Source organism: Streptomyces sp. NPDC002788, assembly GCF_053592115.1.
Genome location: NZ_JBSFVB010000024.1, coordinates 65,712 through 80,842, shown reverse-complemented (window position 1 = coordinate 80,842; position 15,131 = coordinate 65,712). Strand labels below are relative to the sequence as shown.

Sequence of the window (15,131 nt, the reverse complement as noted above, 5' to 3'; positions counted from 1 at the left end):
AGCGAGATTTCACCACCGTGACTGCTCTCACTCTCAGCACCGCCGCGGCGCCCGGTCTGCGGGCCGACGCCATCGTGATCGGTGTCGCCAAGAGTGCCAAGGGGCCGGTCGTCGCACCGGGCGCCGAGGCCGTGGACAAGGCGTACGACGGCAGGCTCGCCGGCGTCCTGGAGACTCTCGGCGCCTCCGGTGCCGAGGGCGAGGTGACGAAGCTGCCGGCGCCGTCCGGCTTCAAGGCACCGCTCGTGCTGGCGGTGGGCCTGGGCGCGGTGCCCGAGAAGGACGCCGACTACGACACCGAGGTCCTGCGCAAGGCCGCCGGCGTCGCCGCCCGCGCCCTGGCCGGGTCAAAGAAGGCCGCCTTCGCCCTGCCGCTGACCGCCGCCGCGGACGCCGCCGCGATCGGGGAGGGCGCGCTGCTCGGCGCGTACTCCTTCGACGCATACAAGGACAACGGCAAGGACCCCAAGGCGAAGAACGGCAAGGGCCCTCTCGCCGAGGCCACCCTGCTCGGCGGCAAGCCCCGCGACAAGGCGTACAAGGCCGCGATCGAGCGGGCCGTCGCCGTGTCCGAGGAGCTCAACCGCGCCCGCGACCTGGTCAACACCCCGCCGAACGACCTGAACCCCGAGGCGTTCGCCGCGATCGCGCAGGCCGCGGCCAAGGAGCACGGCATCAAGGTGCAGGTGCTCGACGTGAAGGCCCTGGAGAAGGGCGGCTACGGGGGCATCCTCGGCGTCGGCGCCGGATCGGCGGCGGGACCGCGCCTGGTGAAGCTGTCGTACACCTCCTCCAAGGCCAAGAAGCACCTCGCGTTCGTCGGCAAGGGCATCACCTATGACTCGGGCGGCATCTCGCTGAAGCCGGCCGGTCACAACGAGACGATGAAGTGCGACATGAGCGGTGCGGCCGCGGTGTTCGCCGCGGTCGTCGCCGCCGCGCGCCTCGGCCTGGAGGTCAACGTCACCGGCTGGCTGGCGCTGGCCGAGAACATGCCCTCCGGGTCCGCGACCCGTCCGGGTGACGTGCTGCGGATGTACAGCGGCAAGACGGTCGAGGTGCTCAACACCGACGCGGAGGGCCGGCTGGTGCTGGCCGACGCGCTGTGGGCGGCGTCGCAGGAGAAGCCGGACGCGATCGTGGACGTGGCGACGCTGACCGGGGCGATGGTGCTGGCGCTGGGGAACCGGACGTTCGGGATCATGGGCAACGACGACGCGTTCCGCACGGCGCTGCACGAGGCGGCCGAGGAGGTCGGCGAGCCGGCCTGGCCGATGCCGATGCCGGAGCACCTGCGCAAGGGGATGGACTCGCCGACGGCCGACATCGCGAACATGGGCGAGCGGATGGGCGGCGGCCTGGTGGCCGGGCTGTTCCTGCGCGAGTTCGTGGGCGAGGGCATCACCTGGGCGCACCTCGACATCGCGGGGCCTGCCTTCAACGAGGGCGGGCCGTTCGGGTACACGCCGAAGGGCGGCACGGGCAGCGGTGTGCGGACGCTGGTGCGGCTGGCCGAGCTGACGGCTTCGGGCGACCTGGGCTGAGTTCGCCCCTTGGCTGATCTCGCCGGCTGTACGGCGAGTACGGGGGCGTGGGGGTTGTTCGCGCAGCTCCCCGCGCCCCTTTCGGGGCGTGACCCCGCTGTCCGTCGCAGGCGAGCTCGGGGGCTGGCCGGGCCCGTGCGACGGAGCCGCAGATCGAATACGGCCCCCGCCCCCTCGGTTCGCCGCCCTCTCGTCCGTCACATGTGAACGTGGGACGTCTCACACACCGGCCCGGCGTCTCTTTGTGTGTCGACAAGTGCGAAGATGGGGCTCGGCAGGACAGGGCCCCACCGAAGGGCCGAAGAACGAGCGGCCGGACACCAGCCGCCTGCCGGTCAGTGAAGACCGGCTCACGGCGCACATGCATGGAGGACGTGACGTGGCGAACGACGCCAGCACCGTTTTCGACCTAGTGATCCTCGGCGGTGGTAGCGGTGGTTACGCCGCGGCCCTGCGCGGGGCGCAGCTGGGCCTGGACGTCGCCCTGATCGAGAAGGACAAGGTCGGCGGCACCTGCCTGCACCGGGGTTGCATCCCCACCAAGGCCCTGCTGCACGCGGGAGAGATCGCCGACCAGGCCCGCGAGAGCGAGCAGTTCGGTGTGAAGGCCACTCTCGAGGGCATCGACATCGCCGGGGTCCACAAGTACAAGGACGGCGTCGTCGCCGGCCTGTACAAGGGCCTGCAGGGGCTCGTCGCCTCCCGCAAGGTGACCTACATCGAGGGTGAGGGCCGGCTGTCCTCCCCCACCTCCGTCGACGTGAACGGCCGCCGCGTCGAGGGCCGTCACGTCCTGCTCGCGACCGGCTCCGTGCCGAAGTCGCTGCCCGGCCTGGAGATCGACGGCGACCGGATCATCTCCTCCGACCACGCTCTCGTCCTGGACCGCGTGCCGAAGTCCGCGATCATCCTGGGCGGCGGTGTCATCGGCGTCGAGTTCGCCTCCGCGTGGAAGTCCTTCGGCACCGAGGTCACGATCGTCGAGGGCCTGAAGCACCTCGTCCCGGTCGAGGACGAGAACTCCTCCAAGCTCCTGGAGCGCGCGTTCCGCAAGCGCGGCATCAAGTTCAACCTGGGCACCTTCTTCGAGAAGGCCGAGTACACCCAGGACGGCGTCAAGGTCACCCTCGCCGACGGCAAGGAGTTCGAGGCCGAGGTCCTGCTGGTCGCCATCGGCCGCGGCCCGGTCTCCCAGGGCCTGGGCTACGAGGAGCAGGGCGTCGCCATGGACCGCGGCTACGTCCTGGTCGACGAGTACATGCGCACCAACGTGCCGACCATCTCCGCCGTCGGTGACCTCGTCCCGACCCTCCAGCTCGCGCACGTCGGCTTCGCCGAGGGCATCCTGGTGGCGGAGCGTCTGGCCGGTCTGAAGACCGTCCCGATCGACTACGACGGTGTCCCGCGGGTGACGTACTGCCACCCGGAGGTCGCCTCCGTCGGTATCACCGAGGCCAAGGCCAAGGAGGTCTACGGCGCGGACAAGGTCGTCGCTCTGAAGTACAACCTCGCGGGCAACGGCAGGAGCAAGATCCTGGGCACCGCGGGCGAGATCAAGCTCGTCCAGGTCAAGGACGGTGCCGTCGTCGGCGTCCACATGGTCGGCGACCGCATGGGCGAGCAGGTCGGCGAAGCCCAGCTGATCTACAACTGGGAGGCGCTGCCCGCCGAGGTCGCGCAGCTCATCCACGCCCACCCGACGCAGAACGAGGCGCTCGGCGAGGCCCACCTGGCCCTGGCCGGCAAGCCGCTCCACGCGCACGACTGACCCCTCGGTCGACGAACGCGACGACACAGACTTCCGTACTTTCCGTAAGGAGCAACCGAAACCATGGCGGTTTCCGTAACCCTTCCGGCGCTCGGCGAGAGCGTCACCGAGGGCACTGTCACCCGCTGGCTGAAGGCCGAGGGCGAGCGCGTCGAGGCCGACGAGCCGCTGCTCGAGGTGTCGACCGACAAGGTCGACACCGAGATCCCCTCGCCCGCAGCCGGTGTCCTGGCCTCCATCAAGGTCGCCGAGGACGAGACGGTCGAGGTCGGCGCCGAGCTGGCCCTGATCGACGACGGCAGCGGCGCGCCCGCCGCCGCCCCGGCCCCGCAGGCCGAGCAGGTCGCCGAGCCCGCTCCCGAGCCGGCCGCGGCCGCACCGTCCACCGAGCAGGCCGCCCCGGCGCCCGCTCCCACCGCCGACGCCGCCGCCGGCGGCGGCTCCGCCGAGGGCACGGACGTCGTCCTGCCCGCGCTCGGCGAGTCCGTCACCGAGGGCACCGTCACCCGCTGGCTGAAGTCGGTCGGTGACAGCGTCGAGGCCGACGAGCCGCTGCTCGAGGTCTCCACCGACAAGGTCGACACCGAGATCCCGGCGCCCACTTCGGGCACGCTGCTGGAGATCGTGGTCGGCGAGGACGAGACCGCCGAGGTCGGCGCCAAGCTCGCCGTCATCGGCGAGGCGGGTGCCGCTCCGGCCGCCGCCCCGGCGCAGGAGGCCCCGGCCGCCCCGGCCCAGCCCGAGCCCACCCCGGCTCCGGCTGCGGCTCCGGCTCCGGCTCCGGCGCAGCCCGCCCCGGCCCAGGAGGCCCCGGCCCCGCAGGCTCCGTCGGCCCCGGCCCCGCAGCAGCAGACCACCCCGGCTCCCGACCCGGCCCCCGCCGCTCCGGCGCCCGCCCCGGCCCCGGCTCAGGCCCCGGCCGCCGCCAAGCCGGCCGACGACGGCGCCTACGTCACCCCGCTGGTGCGCAAGCTCGCCGCCGAGCAGGGCGTCGACCTGTCCACCGTCCAGGGCACCGGCGTCGGCGGCCGTATCCGCAAGCAGGACGTCGTCGCCGCCGCCGAGGCCGCGAAGAGCGCCGCCGCCGCCCCGGCCCCCGCCGCCGCCGCTCCGTCGGCCGCGAAGAAGGCCCCGGCTCTGGAGGCGTCCCCGCTGCGCGGCCAGACCGTCAAGATGCCGCGGATCCGCAAGGTCATCGGCGACAACATGGTCAAGGCCCTGCACGAGCAGGCCCAACTGTCCTCGGTGGTCGAGGTCGACGTCACCCGCCTGATGAAGCTGCGCGCCCGTGCCAAGGACGCGTTCGCCTCGCGTGAGGGCGTCAAGCTCTCCCCGATGCCGTTCTTCGTCAAGGCCGCGGCCCAGGCGCTGAAGGCGCACGCGCCGATCAACGCCCGGATCAACGAGGCCGAGGGGACCATCACCTACTTCGACACCGAGAACATCGGTATCGCGGTGGACTCCGAGAAGGGCCTGATGACCCCGGTCATCAAGAACGCCGGTGACCTCAACCTCGCCGGTATCGCCAAGGCGACGGCCGAGCTCGCGGGCAAGGTCCGCGCCAACAAGATCACCCCGGACGAGCTGTCCGGCGCGACCTTCACCATCTCCAACACCGGGTCGCGCGGCGCGCTCTTCGACACGATCATCGTGCCGCCGGGCCAGGTCGCCATCCTCGGCATCGGCGCGACGGTCAAGCGCCCCGCCGTCATCGAGACGGAGGAGGGCACGGTCATCGGCGTCCGCGACATGACGTACCTGACCCTGTCCTACGACCACCGCCTGGTGGACGGCGCCGACGCCGCCCGCTACCTGACGGCGGTCAAGGCCATCCTGGAGGCGGGCGAGTTCGAGGTCGAACTCGGCCTCTGACCTCCAACGCCGGTACGGCTGTACGGTGCCCCCGCTCGGAGACCTCCGGGCGGGGGCGCTGTGTTGGGGTCGCGGGGAACTGCGCGACAAGCCACACACCACCGTCAGTCACACGACAACCCACACTCCAACGGCGGCCGAACAGCACCACTCCCTCATGTAAGGCTCGTCTCACCTGCACCAAAGCGCCGTCACCCACCCCACCCGCGGAGCGAACCCGCCGTATTGTCTAAGCGTCAATCCCGACTGAGGAGCCTTCATGACCGCGCCCGTCATCCACTCGCTACGCGAGCAGATCCGCGAGCACATCCTGGAGGGGATCATCAGCGGACGCTGGCAGCCGGGCGAGCGGATCGTCGAGCGCCGGATCGCCACCGAACTGGAGGTCAGCCAGACCCCGGTCCGTGAGGCACTGCGCGAGCTGGAGTCGCTGCGCCTGATCGAGTCGGCTCCGAACAAGGGCGTCCGCGTACGGAACCTGACCGCCGCCGACCTGGAGGAGAGCTACCCGGTCCGGGCAGGCCTGGAGGCCATCGCCGCGGAGCTGGCGGCCCAGTCCCTGTCGGAGGACTGCTCCGCACTGGAACCGCACGTCACCGCCCTGTACGAGGCCGACCGCAGGTCCGACGGCACGGGCCAGGTCCGCCACACCGTCGCGTTCCACCGCGAGCTGGTCCGCGCCGCCGGCAACTCCGTGCTGCTGCACACCTGGGAGGGCCTCGGCATCGAGGTGTTCACGGCCCTGTCGATCCGCTGGCTGGGCACCCGGCAGCAGTCGTACGCCGAGGAGCACGAGGAGCTGGTCGCCGCCTTCAAGCGCCGCGACCCCGGCATCGCCGAACTCGTGAAGGCCCACGTCCTGGGCTGCGCGCCCCGGGCGTGACACCCGAGCACGCCCCTGCTCAAACGCCTCCGACCTGCGAAAATCCTCCGGAAAGCCGTCACCGCGTGCCACCGCCGGAGGCACCCCGTGCCTACTTTCTCGTGATCAAGAGGTTTTGCCTGTCAACCCTTTGATCGATCATCGATCAGCGAGTTACAGTCGCCGACGGGCTTGCCACCCAAGCCCCAGCCCTGTCCTGCCAAAGACCAAGGGCACCCCCGATCCCCTTACGTGAGGGAACCCCCTTCGACTGAGGAAGGCGGCGACATGACCGACCCCAACGCCATCCAGCCGAGCGAGCTCGACCAGCTCCCGGACCGGGACCCGGAGGAGACCGCCGAATGGCAGGCCTCCCTGGACGCGGTCGCCACGGCGGCCGGGCCGCACCGGGCCGCGTATCTGATGCGGCGCACGCTGGAGCGCGCCGAGGGCGCCGGCATCGCGCTACCGAAGCTCCTCGAGACCGACTACGTCAACTCCATCCCCACATCCGCCGAGCCGGCCGTGCCCGGCGACGAGGCGATGGAGCAGCGGATCACCGCGTGGAACCGCTGGAACGCGGCCGCGATGGTGACCCGGGGCAGCAAGTACGGCGTCGGCGGCCACATCGCCACCTTCGCCTCCGCCGCCTGGCTGTACGAGACCGGCTTCAACCACTTCTTCAAGGGCAAGGAGGCCGACGGCTCCGGCGACCAGCTCTACATCCAGGGCCACGCCTCCCCCGGCATCTACGCCCGCGCGTTCCTCGACGGCCGCCTGAACGAGGAGCAGCTCGACAACTTCCGCCGCGAGTCGGGCGGCAACGGCCTGCCCTCCTACCCGCACCCGCGCCGCCTGCCCTGGCTGTGGGAGTTCCCGACGGTCTCGATGGGCCTGGGCCCGCTCTCCGCCATCTACCAGGCGCGCTTCAACCGCTACCTCACCAACCGCGGGATCAAGGACACCTCCGCCTCACACGTGTGGGCGTTCCTCGGTGACGGCGAGATGGACGAGCCCGAGTCGACCGCGGCCCTCGCGCTCGCGGCCCGTGAGGAGCTGGACAACCTCACGTTCGTCATCAACTGCAACCTGCAGCGCCTCGACGGCCCGGTCCGCGCCAACTTCAAGATCGTGCAGGAGCTGGAGGCCCAGTTCCGCGGTGCCGGCTGGAACGTCGTCAAAACGCTGTGGGGCACGGCCTGGGACGAGCTGTTCCAGCTCGACACCACGGGCGCGCTGGTACGCCGTCTGCGCCAGGTACCGGACGCGCAGATCCAGACGTACCAGACCCGCGACGCGGCGTACATCCGCCAGGACTTCTTCGGCGGCGACCCGGCGCTGGCGGAGATGGCGAAGCTGCTGAGCGACGACAAGATCCTCGAGTGCTTCCACCTCTCGCGCGGTGGTCACGAGGCCCGCAAGGTGTACGCCGCGTACAAGGCGGCCGTCGAGCACAAGGGCGCGCCGACCGTGATCCTGGCCCAGACGGTCAAGGGCCACACCCTCGGCGAGGGCTTCGCGTCGAAGAACGCAAACCACCAGATGAAGAAGCTGACGGTGGACGAGTTCAAGAACATGCGCGACCTGCTCGGCCTGCCGATCAAGGACAGCGACTTCGTCGACGGCGTGGTCCCCTACGGCCACCCGGGTGCCGACTCCCCCGAGGTCCGCTACCTCCAGGAGCGCCGCGCCGCCCTCGGCGGTCCGGCCCCGGCCCGCCGGGTCCACCCGGTCGCGCCGCTGCCCGCCCCGGCGGAGAAGGCGTTCGCGTCCTTCGACAAGGGCTCCGGCTCGCAGAACGTGGCCACCACCATGGCGTTCGTCCGCCTGGTGAAGGACCTGGTCCGCGACAAGGAGACCGGCAAGCGCTGGGTGCCGATCGTCCCGGACGAGGCGCGCACCTTCGGCATGGAGAGCCTCTTCCCGTCCCTCGGCATCTACTCGCCGAAGGGCCAGACGTACGAGCCGGTCGACCGCGACCAGCTGATGTACTACAAGGAGGCCGAGAACGGCCAGATCCTCAACGAGGGGATCACCGAGGCCGGTTCGATGGCCGACTTCATCGCCGCTTCGACGTCGTACGCGACGCACGGCGAGACGATGATCCCGTTCTACATCTTCTACTCGATGTTCGGCTGGCAGCGCACGGCCGACCAGATGTGGCAGCTCGGCGACCAGCTCGGCCGCGGCTTCCTCATCGGTGCGACGGCCGGCCGCACCACCCTGACCGGTGAGGGCCTGCAGCACGCCGACGGCCACTCCCCCGTCATCGCCGCGACCAACCCGGCGGCGCTGACGTACGACCCGGCGTTCGCCTACGAGGTCGCGGCCATCGTCAAGGAGGGCCTGCGCCGGATGTACGGCGAGGCGGCCCCGGGCGAGGACCAGAACGTCTTCTACTACCTGACCGTCTACAACGAGCCGCTGCCGCAGCCCGCGAAGCCGTCCGTCGACGGCATCGACGAGGGCATCGTCAAGGGCCTGTACCGCTTCAACACGGCGGAGTCGGCGGGCATCACGCCCCCGGCCGACGCCCCGCGCATCCAGCTGCTGGGCTCCGGTACGGCGATCCACTGGGCGCTCAAGGCGCAAGCGCTGCTCGCCGAGGAGTGGGGCGTGGCGGCCGACGTGTGGTCGGCGACGTCCTGGAGCGAGCTGCGCCGGGACGCCCTGGAGGCGGACGAGGCGCTGCTGCGCGGCGAGGAGCGGGTGCCGTTCCTCCGGCAGGCGCTCCAGGCTGCCGAGGGCCCGGTGCTGGCGGTCTCCGACTACATGCGCCAGGTCCCGGACCAGATCGCGCAGTGGGTCGAGCAGGACTGGTCCTCGCTGGGCGCCGACGGCTTCGGCCTCTCGGACACCCGTGAGGCGGCCCGCCGCCACTTCGGTGTCGACGCCGAGTCGATCGTCGTCGCGGCCCTGGCCCAGCTCGCCAGGCGCGGCGAGGTGAAGGCGACGGCCGTGAAGGAAGCGCGCGAGAAGTACGGTCTGTAAGGACGACGAAGCGGTCGCCGGCCCGCACGCTCCTGGGGCCGGCGGCCGCTTCCGTGGTACCGCCGGGAGACTACTCGGGGTGCGGGACCGTCGCCTCGTCGGCGGTCGGTCCCGGGTCGGGGTGGCGGCGGAGCTGGACGATGGCCAGCCCCAGGCCGCCCCAGACGATGAGGATCGCGATGATCATCATGATGATGGCGCCGCCGGACATCAGCGGTCCTCCTTTCCGTGCCGCTCGCCCTTTCGGTGGTCCTGGGCCTCCTCGAGGGTCTCGATGTCCAGGTCGCTCAGCCCGCCTTCAGCCGCCTTCCACGGGATGAGGGAGAGCAGCACGCCGACCACCAGCGCGGCGATCGCCACGCTCCAGCCCGCTCCCAGCAGGAAGTCGGTGGGGTAGCCCTCGTAGTTCTCGTCGAACTCCGAGCGCAGGCTGTCGATCATCATCCAGCCCAGCACCACGGGGGTGACGACGCCGAGGCAGATCCGCCACCAGTGGCCGAGCCGCATGGCGGAGGTGGCGTCGGCGTCACGTTGCAGTTCGGGCAGCTTGCGCATGAACCAGGCCACTGCGATCACACCGACCAGCGCGGCCATCGCGATGCCGTACTGGTTGATGAAGTGGTCGGAGGCGTCGAGCAGGTAGACGCCCTGATTGGTCGGGAACAGCAGGATGGAGGCCACCGCCACGGCGCCGCCCACGCCGAACACGGCGGGCACGCGGCGCATGCCGGTGCGGTCCTGCACGGCGCAGACCACCACCTGGACGATCGAGATCAGCGAGGACAGACCCGCGATCACCAGGGACACGAAGAACAGCACGCCGAAGGCACCGCCCAGCCACATCTGGGAGATGATCGTCGGGAAGGCGACGAACGCCAGCCCGAGCCCCGCGGTCGCCACGTCGCTGACGGGCACTCCCGCGGCCTGCGCCATGAAGCCCAGCGTGGCGAACACGCCGATGCCGGCGAGGATCTCGAAGGAACTGTTGGCGAACCCGGCGACCATGGCGGAGCCGGTGAGATCGGCGCGGCGCCGCAGGTAGGACGCGTAGGTGATCATGATGCCGAAGCCGATCGACAGCGAGAAGAAGATCTGGCCGTAGGCGGCCACCCAGACGCTGCCGTTGGTCAGCTCCGACCAGTCGGGCCGGAAGAAGGCGTCCAGCCCCCGCGCCGCACCGTCCAGGGTGAGGGCCCGGATCACCAGGGCGACGAAGAAGACCACCAGCAGCGGGATGAAGATCTTGTTGGCCTTCTCGATGCCGCGCCGGATGCCGAACGCCAGGATGCCCAGCACCGCCACCCAGACGGCGATGAGCGGCCACAGCACCCCGGAGACGTAGCCGGAGACGAAGCCCGGCTCCTCGGACGCCTTGAGGAAGCTGCCGAAGAGGAAGCCCTCCGGGTCGTCGCCCCAGGCCTGGTCGACGGAGAAGCCGACGTAGCGGACCGCCCAGGCGATGATGACCGCGTAGTACGTGGCGATCACGAAGGAGATCGCCACCTGCCACCACCCGATCGCCTCCGCCGGGCGGGCCATCTGCCGCAGCGCCGCGGGGGGCGAGGTCCGGTATCTGCGCCCGATCGCGTATTCCATGATGAGCAGGGGGATACCGGCGGTGAGCAGGGCGATGAGATAGGGGAAGAGGAAGGCGCCGCCGCCGTTCTCGTAGGCGACGGCCGGAAAGCGCCAGATGTTGCCGAGCCCGATGGCGGAGCCGATCGCCGCCAGCAGGAATCCCGTGCGTGTGGCCCATTGTTCGCGAGGCTGTTTCGCCATGTGTGTCCTCGTCGAGGGACGTCCTGTTGGATTCACCGAACCTCTGCATGCTGAACTCCGACCGACGCTAACAGCGGTGACGGCATGATCACAGGGTGTGTACAGCCAGGCAGGTGGCGCGCCCGGCACAATGGCGGTCATGCGTGCTGCCCGGCTGATCAAGATGGTGCTGCTGCTCCAGTCCCGGCCCGCCATGACGGCCGCCGAACTCGCCCGTGAGCTCGAGGTCTCGGAGCGGACGGTGACGCGGGACGCGCAGGCGCTGTCGGAGGCGGGCGTGCCGGTGTACGCGGACCGGGGCCGGGTCGGCGGGTACCGGCTGGTCGGCGGGTACCGCACGCGGCTGACCGGGCTGCACCGCAGCGAGGCCGAGGCACTGTTCCTGTCCGGGGTGCCGGGTGCCCTGCGCGAGATGGGTCTGGAGGACGCCGCCTCGGCCGCCCGGCTGAAAGTGTCGGCGGCGCTGCTGCCGTCCCTGCGGGACGCCTCGCGGACGGCGGCGCAGCGCTTCCATCTGGACGCGCCGAACTGGTTCAAGGAGCCGAAGACGCCCGCGCTGCTGCCGGCGGTCGCCGACGCGGTGTGGGACGACCGGCGGATCACCGCGCGTTACCGGCGCGGGGAGGACGAGGTCGTCCGGGAGCTGGAGCCGTACGGGCTCGTGCTGAAGGCGGGCGTCTGGTACCTGTGCGCACGGGTGGCCGGGGGCGGGTCCTTCCGGGTGTACCGGATCGACCGGTTCGAGGCGGTGGAGCCGGGCGCGGAGCGCTTCGAGCGGGAGCCGGAGTTCGACCTGCCCGCGTTCTGGGAGGAGCGGGCGGAGCAGTTCGCGCGGTCCATCCTGCGGGCGCGGGTCGTGGTGCGGCTGTCCCCCGACGGTGTGCGCGCACTGCCGTACGCCCTCGACTCGCTGTCCGCCCGGGAGGCCCTGACCGGCGCGGACGCCCCGGACGGCGACGGATGGGTGACGGTGGCCCTGCCGGTGGAGTCCGAGGAGGTCGCCCACACCCAGCTGACGGCGCTGGGGCCGGAGGTCGAGGTGCTGGCGCCCGAGAGCCTGCGCGAGCGGTTCGCCCGGGACGCGCTGCGGCTGGCCGGGCTGTACCGCTTCGGGCACGACGGCTCCGAGGGCGGCGCATAACGATCCCGCGCACTCCGGGTGCGCCCCTGTGCCCCAGGGCCGATGCTTGACCCGTGATGGACGAGACGGAGTTCTGGGAGCTGGTGGACGAGGCCCGGGAGGCCGCCGAGGGCGACCCCGAGGAGCAGGCCGACCTGCTCGTGGAGCGGCTCGCCCAGCTGGACCCGGACTCGGTCCTGGATTTCGCCCGGCACTTCGAGTCCCGCTACAACCGGGCCTACCGGTGGGACCTGTGGGGCGCCGCCTGGGTGCTGCTCGACGGGGCGAGCGACGACGCCTTCGACTTCTTCCGCTGCTGGCTGATCGGCCAGGGCCGCGAGGTCTTCGAGGGCGCCGTCCACGACCCGGACGCGCTCGCCGGTCTGCTGGGCGACTTCGACCAGGAGATCGACGGCGACGGCGAGGAGCTCGGCTACGCGGCGGACGAGGCCTACGAGCAGCTCACCGGCGTGGTCGCCCCCGATCTGGAGATCACTCCGGCGCCGCTGGAGCCGGAGGGCACGCCGCTCGACTTCGAGGACGAGGGGCTGCTCGCCGAGCGCTACCCGCGGCTCTGGGAGCGCTTCAGGGGCTGATCAGGCCACCTTGCGGCGGCTCGTGTCCGACGGGATGTGCGCCTGCGTCCGCTCCGCCTTCACCGCGTGGTGCAGGGGGGCCGCGTTGGCCTGGCCGAGAGCGGAGGCGGTGGCCGCGGCCGGTCCCAGGACGACGGTCGCGACCGCGCAGAGCACCGCCCAGGGGCCGCGCGTGGCCGCGGTCCGCGTTCCCGGGTTCCTGGGCTTCTCCGGGTTCTTCGTACGGCCGTCGTTCATGGTCCCCGCCTCCGGTCGGCTGCCTGTGGTGACGACCGTAGGGCGCCCGTATCTGAGGAGACCGCGCTTCCGCTGTGGCCTTCCTGTGCGTCTGCCGGCCGGCCCTGGAGCCGGGCGGCGAGCTGCCTGATCTCGGGCAGGCGGGCGTGCAGGGCGGCGCCCGGGCAGCTGGTCGTGTAGCCGTCGTTGTGGCCGGCCAGGGCGGGCAGCCTGGCCGTGGTGCCGGCCGCGTACCGGCTCAGGCCGTTGCTGGAGACCAGGCGGACGCCGGCCCGCGGGTCGGTGCCGGTCAGGCCCAGCTTCCAGGCGGACAGCGCGGCGACGGCCCGGATCAGGGGGCGCGGGACGGGCATGCCCGCGGTGAAGGTGCCGAGGGCGGCGATGCCCGTGGTGCGGTGGTTGAAGCCCTGGGTGTGGGCACCGGTGACGGCGCGTTCGACGCCGCCGGCGCGGCCCTCGTAGATGGTGCCGCAGCGGTCGACGACGAAGTTGTAGCCGATGTCGTCCCAGTCGCGGGTGCCGGTCTGGCCGGTGTACACGTCGCGGATGATGCGAGGCGCGTCGGCGCAGTCGTAGCCGTTGGGCGTGTCGGTGTGGTGGACGAAGACGGCGGCGACCCGGTCGTCGTAGCGGGGGCGGGGCTGCTTGCGGGCGGCGTCGCCCAGCCAGTGCGATCTCGGCACGATGTGCGGGCGCGGGGCGGTGTAGGGCGTGGCGGTGGGGCGGTGCGCGCCCGCGCGGGCGCCGGTCTCGGCGGCGTTCTCGACTCCGTGGGCGCACAGCACCAGGGCCACGACGGCGGCGATGCCCGGTAGGCAGCCGAGCAGCACCCGGGCCGCGCGCGGCATGCCGGCTGTGCCGGATGTCCCGGCGGCGCGGTGCCTGCGCGTACCCCGCCGTCTTCGGAAGGCACGCATGATCCCACTGTCGGACCGATCCGGTCCGTCCGCGATGTGTGATGTGCCACCTGGTGGAACCATCATCACGGTCCGCGGCGTTTCTCCGAATGCACGCGGGTGGCCGGTTCGATCATCCCGTGCGCGTACGACTGATCACCGGGCCCTTCCCCCGCGTACTAAGGGGTCCTTGCACGATGAGCGTCCGATCAGGCCGCGCGACCCGGGCGGGCACAGTGCAAGGACCCCTGAGGGGTTCCGAGAGAAAGGCAGCGTTGCGTGGACCTGCTCGACATCCTGCTGTTGCTGGTCGTCCTGGCCTACGCGGCGTCCGGGTACCGGCGTGGGCTGGTGGCCGGATGCGTGTCGCTGGCGGGCTTCGTGGGCGGTGCGGTCGTCGGCGTGTGGATCCTGCCGTGGGTGATGGGCCTGGTCGAGGCGGGGACGACGCAGGCCACGGTGACGGCGGTGTTCACCGTGCTGCTGCCGGCGGTGGTGGGGCACGAGCTGGCGGGCCGCCTCGCGCTGCGTCTGCGGCGGGAGCTGGACCACGGGCCGCTCAGAGCGGCGGACGGGATCGGCGGGGCCGTGGCCAACTCGGTGGCCGTGCTGATCGTGGCCTGGGTGGCCGCGAGCGTGCTGGGGGCGTCCTCGTCGCCTCTGGTCACCTCGGCGATCCGGGACTCGCGGCTGCTCGGCGCCGTGCAGCGGACCATGCCGGACACCACGCCGGCCTGGTTCTCGCGGGCCACCTCCGCGCTGACCCAGGCGGGCTTCCCGCAGGTCTTCAACCCCTTCGAGAACGAGTCGACGGCCGAGGTCGCGCGGCCCACCGGCGACAGCGTCACACCGGCCGCCACCAGCGCCGCCAAGCTGAGCACGGTGAAGATCGAGGGCGTCTCGGGCACCCAGGGCCGCGAGGGCAGCGGGTTCGTGTACGCGCCGGAGCACGTCATGACCAACGCCCATGTGGTGGCCGGCATCGACCAGCCGACGGTGCAGATCGGCGGGGTCGGGCGGACGTACGAGGCGCGGGTGGTGCTGTTCGACCCGAAGAAGGACGTGGCCGTGCTGTACGTGCCGGGTCTCGAGGCGCCCGTGCTGCGGTTCGACGACCACGCCGAGCGCGGCGACTCGGCGGTGGTCGCGGGCTACCCGCAGGACGGCGACCTGAACCTCCAGGCGGCGACGGTCGCGAACCGGGTGCGGGCGACGGGCCAGAACATCTACAACGACGGGACGGTCACCCGCGAGATCTACTCGATCCGCTCCACGGTCCGCCCCGGCAACTCCGGCGGCCCCCTGCTCACCACCGACGGCCGGGTGTTCGGCGTGGTCTTCGCCCGCTCCACCTCGGACGCCGAGACGGGCTACGTGCTGACGGCCGACGAGGTCGCCTCCGACGCGGAGCGCGCGGCGAACGCGACGGCGCCGGTGGACACGGGCGAGCTGGCCGAGTCGTAGCA

The 15,131-nt window shown here is 71.5% G+C and carries 12 protein-coding genes; 8 read left to right on the top strand and 4 right to left on the bottom strand.

The genetic code is table 11. The annotated features are described in order from the left end of the window. Positions 1 to 17: 17 nt before the first annotated feature. The 5 genes from ACWD1U_RS33365 (at position 18) to aceE (ending at position 9,037) form a co-directional block, all read left to right on the top strand. Positions 18 to 1,544, top strand: coding sequence for a leucyl aminopeptidase (locus ACWD1U_RS33365; RefSeq protein WP_451113103.1), 1,527 nt, complete (start codon positions 18 to 20; stop codon positions 1,542 to 1,544). Positions 1,545 to 1,923: 379 nt separating this feature from the next. Beyond that, the gene (lpdA, locus tag ACWD1U_RS33360; RefSeq protein ID WP_451113102.1) at positions 1,924 to 3,312 is read left to right on the top strand and encodes a dihydrolipoyl dehydrogenase; all 1,389 of its coding nucleotides are present in this window, start codon (positions 1,924 to 1,926) and stop codon (positions 3,310 to 3,312) included. A gap of 63 nt (positions 3,313 to 3,375) precedes the next feature. After that, positions 3,376 to 5,184 carry a 2-oxoglutarate dehydrogenase, E2 component, dihydrolipoamide succinyltransferase gene (gene sucB, locus ACWD1U_RS33355; RefSeq protein WP_451113101.1) on the top strand — a complete coding sequence of 603 codons (1,809 nt, stop codon included), beginning with the start codon at positions 3,376 to 3,378 and terminating at the stop codon, positions 5,182 to 5,184. Positions 5,185 to 5,443: 259 nt separating this feature from the next. Further along, positions 5,444 to 6,067, top strand: a complete 624-nt coding sequence (locus tag ACWD1U_RS33350) for a GntR family transcriptional regulator (RefSeq protein WP_451113100.1) — start codon at positions 5,444 to 5,446, stop codon at positions 6,065 to 6,067. Positions 6,068 to 6,334: 267 nt separating this feature from the next. Continuing rightward, complete coding sequence (aceE, locus tag ACWD1U_RS33345) at positions 6,335 to 9,037, top strand: pyruvate dehydrogenase (acetyl-transferring), homodimeric type (protein WP_451113099.1); 2,703 nt, start codon at positions 6,335 to 6,337, stop codon at positions 9,035 to 9,037. 70 nt (positions 9,038 to 9,107) lie between these two features. Here aceE and ACWD1U_RS33340 read toward each other — a convergent pair whose 3' ends face one another. Beyond that, a complete protein-coding gene (locus tag ACWD1U_RS33340) occupies positions 9,108 to 9,248 on the bottom strand; it encodes a methionine/alanine import family NSS transporter small subunit (protein ID WP_451113098.1) in 141 nt (46 codons plus the stop codon). Next, the gene (locus ACWD1U_RS33335; protein WP_451113097.1) at positions 9,248 to 10,816 is read right to left on the bottom strand and encodes a sodium-dependent transporter; all 1,569 of its coding nucleotides are present in this window, start codon (positions 10,814 to 10,816) and stop codon (positions 9,248 to 9,250) included. The genes ACWD1U_RS33340 and ACWD1U_RS33335 overlap by 1 nt, the downstream gene beginning before the upstream one ends. A 139-nt stretch (positions 10,817 to 10,955) precedes the next feature. On the opposite strand from ACWD1U_RS33335, the gene ACWD1U_RS33330 reads away from it, so the two are divergent. Both ACWD1U_RS33330 and ACWD1U_RS33325 read left to right on the top strand, forming a co-directional pair. Beyond that, positions 10,956 to 11,957, top strand: a complete 1,002-nt coding sequence (locus ACWD1U_RS33330) for a helix-turn-helix transcriptional regulator (protein WP_451113096.1) — start codon at positions 10,956 to 10,958, stop codon at positions 11,955 to 11,957. Positions 11,958 to 12,013: 56 nt separating this feature from the next. Continuing rightward, on the top strand, positions 12,014 to 12,532 hold the full coding sequence (locus ACWD1U_RS33325; protein ID WP_451113124.1) for a DUF4240 domain-containing protein: 519 nt from the start codon (positions 12,014 to 12,016) through the stop codon (positions 12,530 to 12,532). Here the strand turns inward: ACWD1U_RS33325 and ACWD1U_RS33320 are convergent, their stop codons facing one another. Together ACWD1U_RS33320 and ACWD1U_RS33315 are read right to left on the bottom strand one after the other, a co-directional pair. After that, entirely contained in the window at positions 12,533 to 12,769 is a 237-nt protein-coding gene (locus ACWD1U_RS33320) for a hypothetical protein (protein ID WP_451113095.1), read from the bottom strand. Further along, entirely contained in the window at positions 12,766 to 13,617 is an 852-nt protein-coding gene (locus tag ACWD1U_RS33315; RefSeq protein ID WP_451113123.1) for a peptidoglycan recognition protein family protein, read from the bottom strand. Before ACWD1U_RS33315 ends, ACWD1U_RS33320 begins: the two co-directional genes overlap by 4 nt. Before the next feature lie 327 nt (positions 13,618 to 13,944). Between ACWD1U_RS33315 and ACWD1U_RS33310 the strand changes: the two genes are divergently transcribed. Continuing rightward, entirely contained in the window at positions 13,945 to 15,129 is a 1,185-nt protein-coding gene (locus ACWD1U_RS33310; RefSeq protein WP_451113094.1) for a MarP family serine protease, read from the top strand. The last annotated feature ends 2 nt before the right edge of the window (positions 15,130 to 15,131 follow it).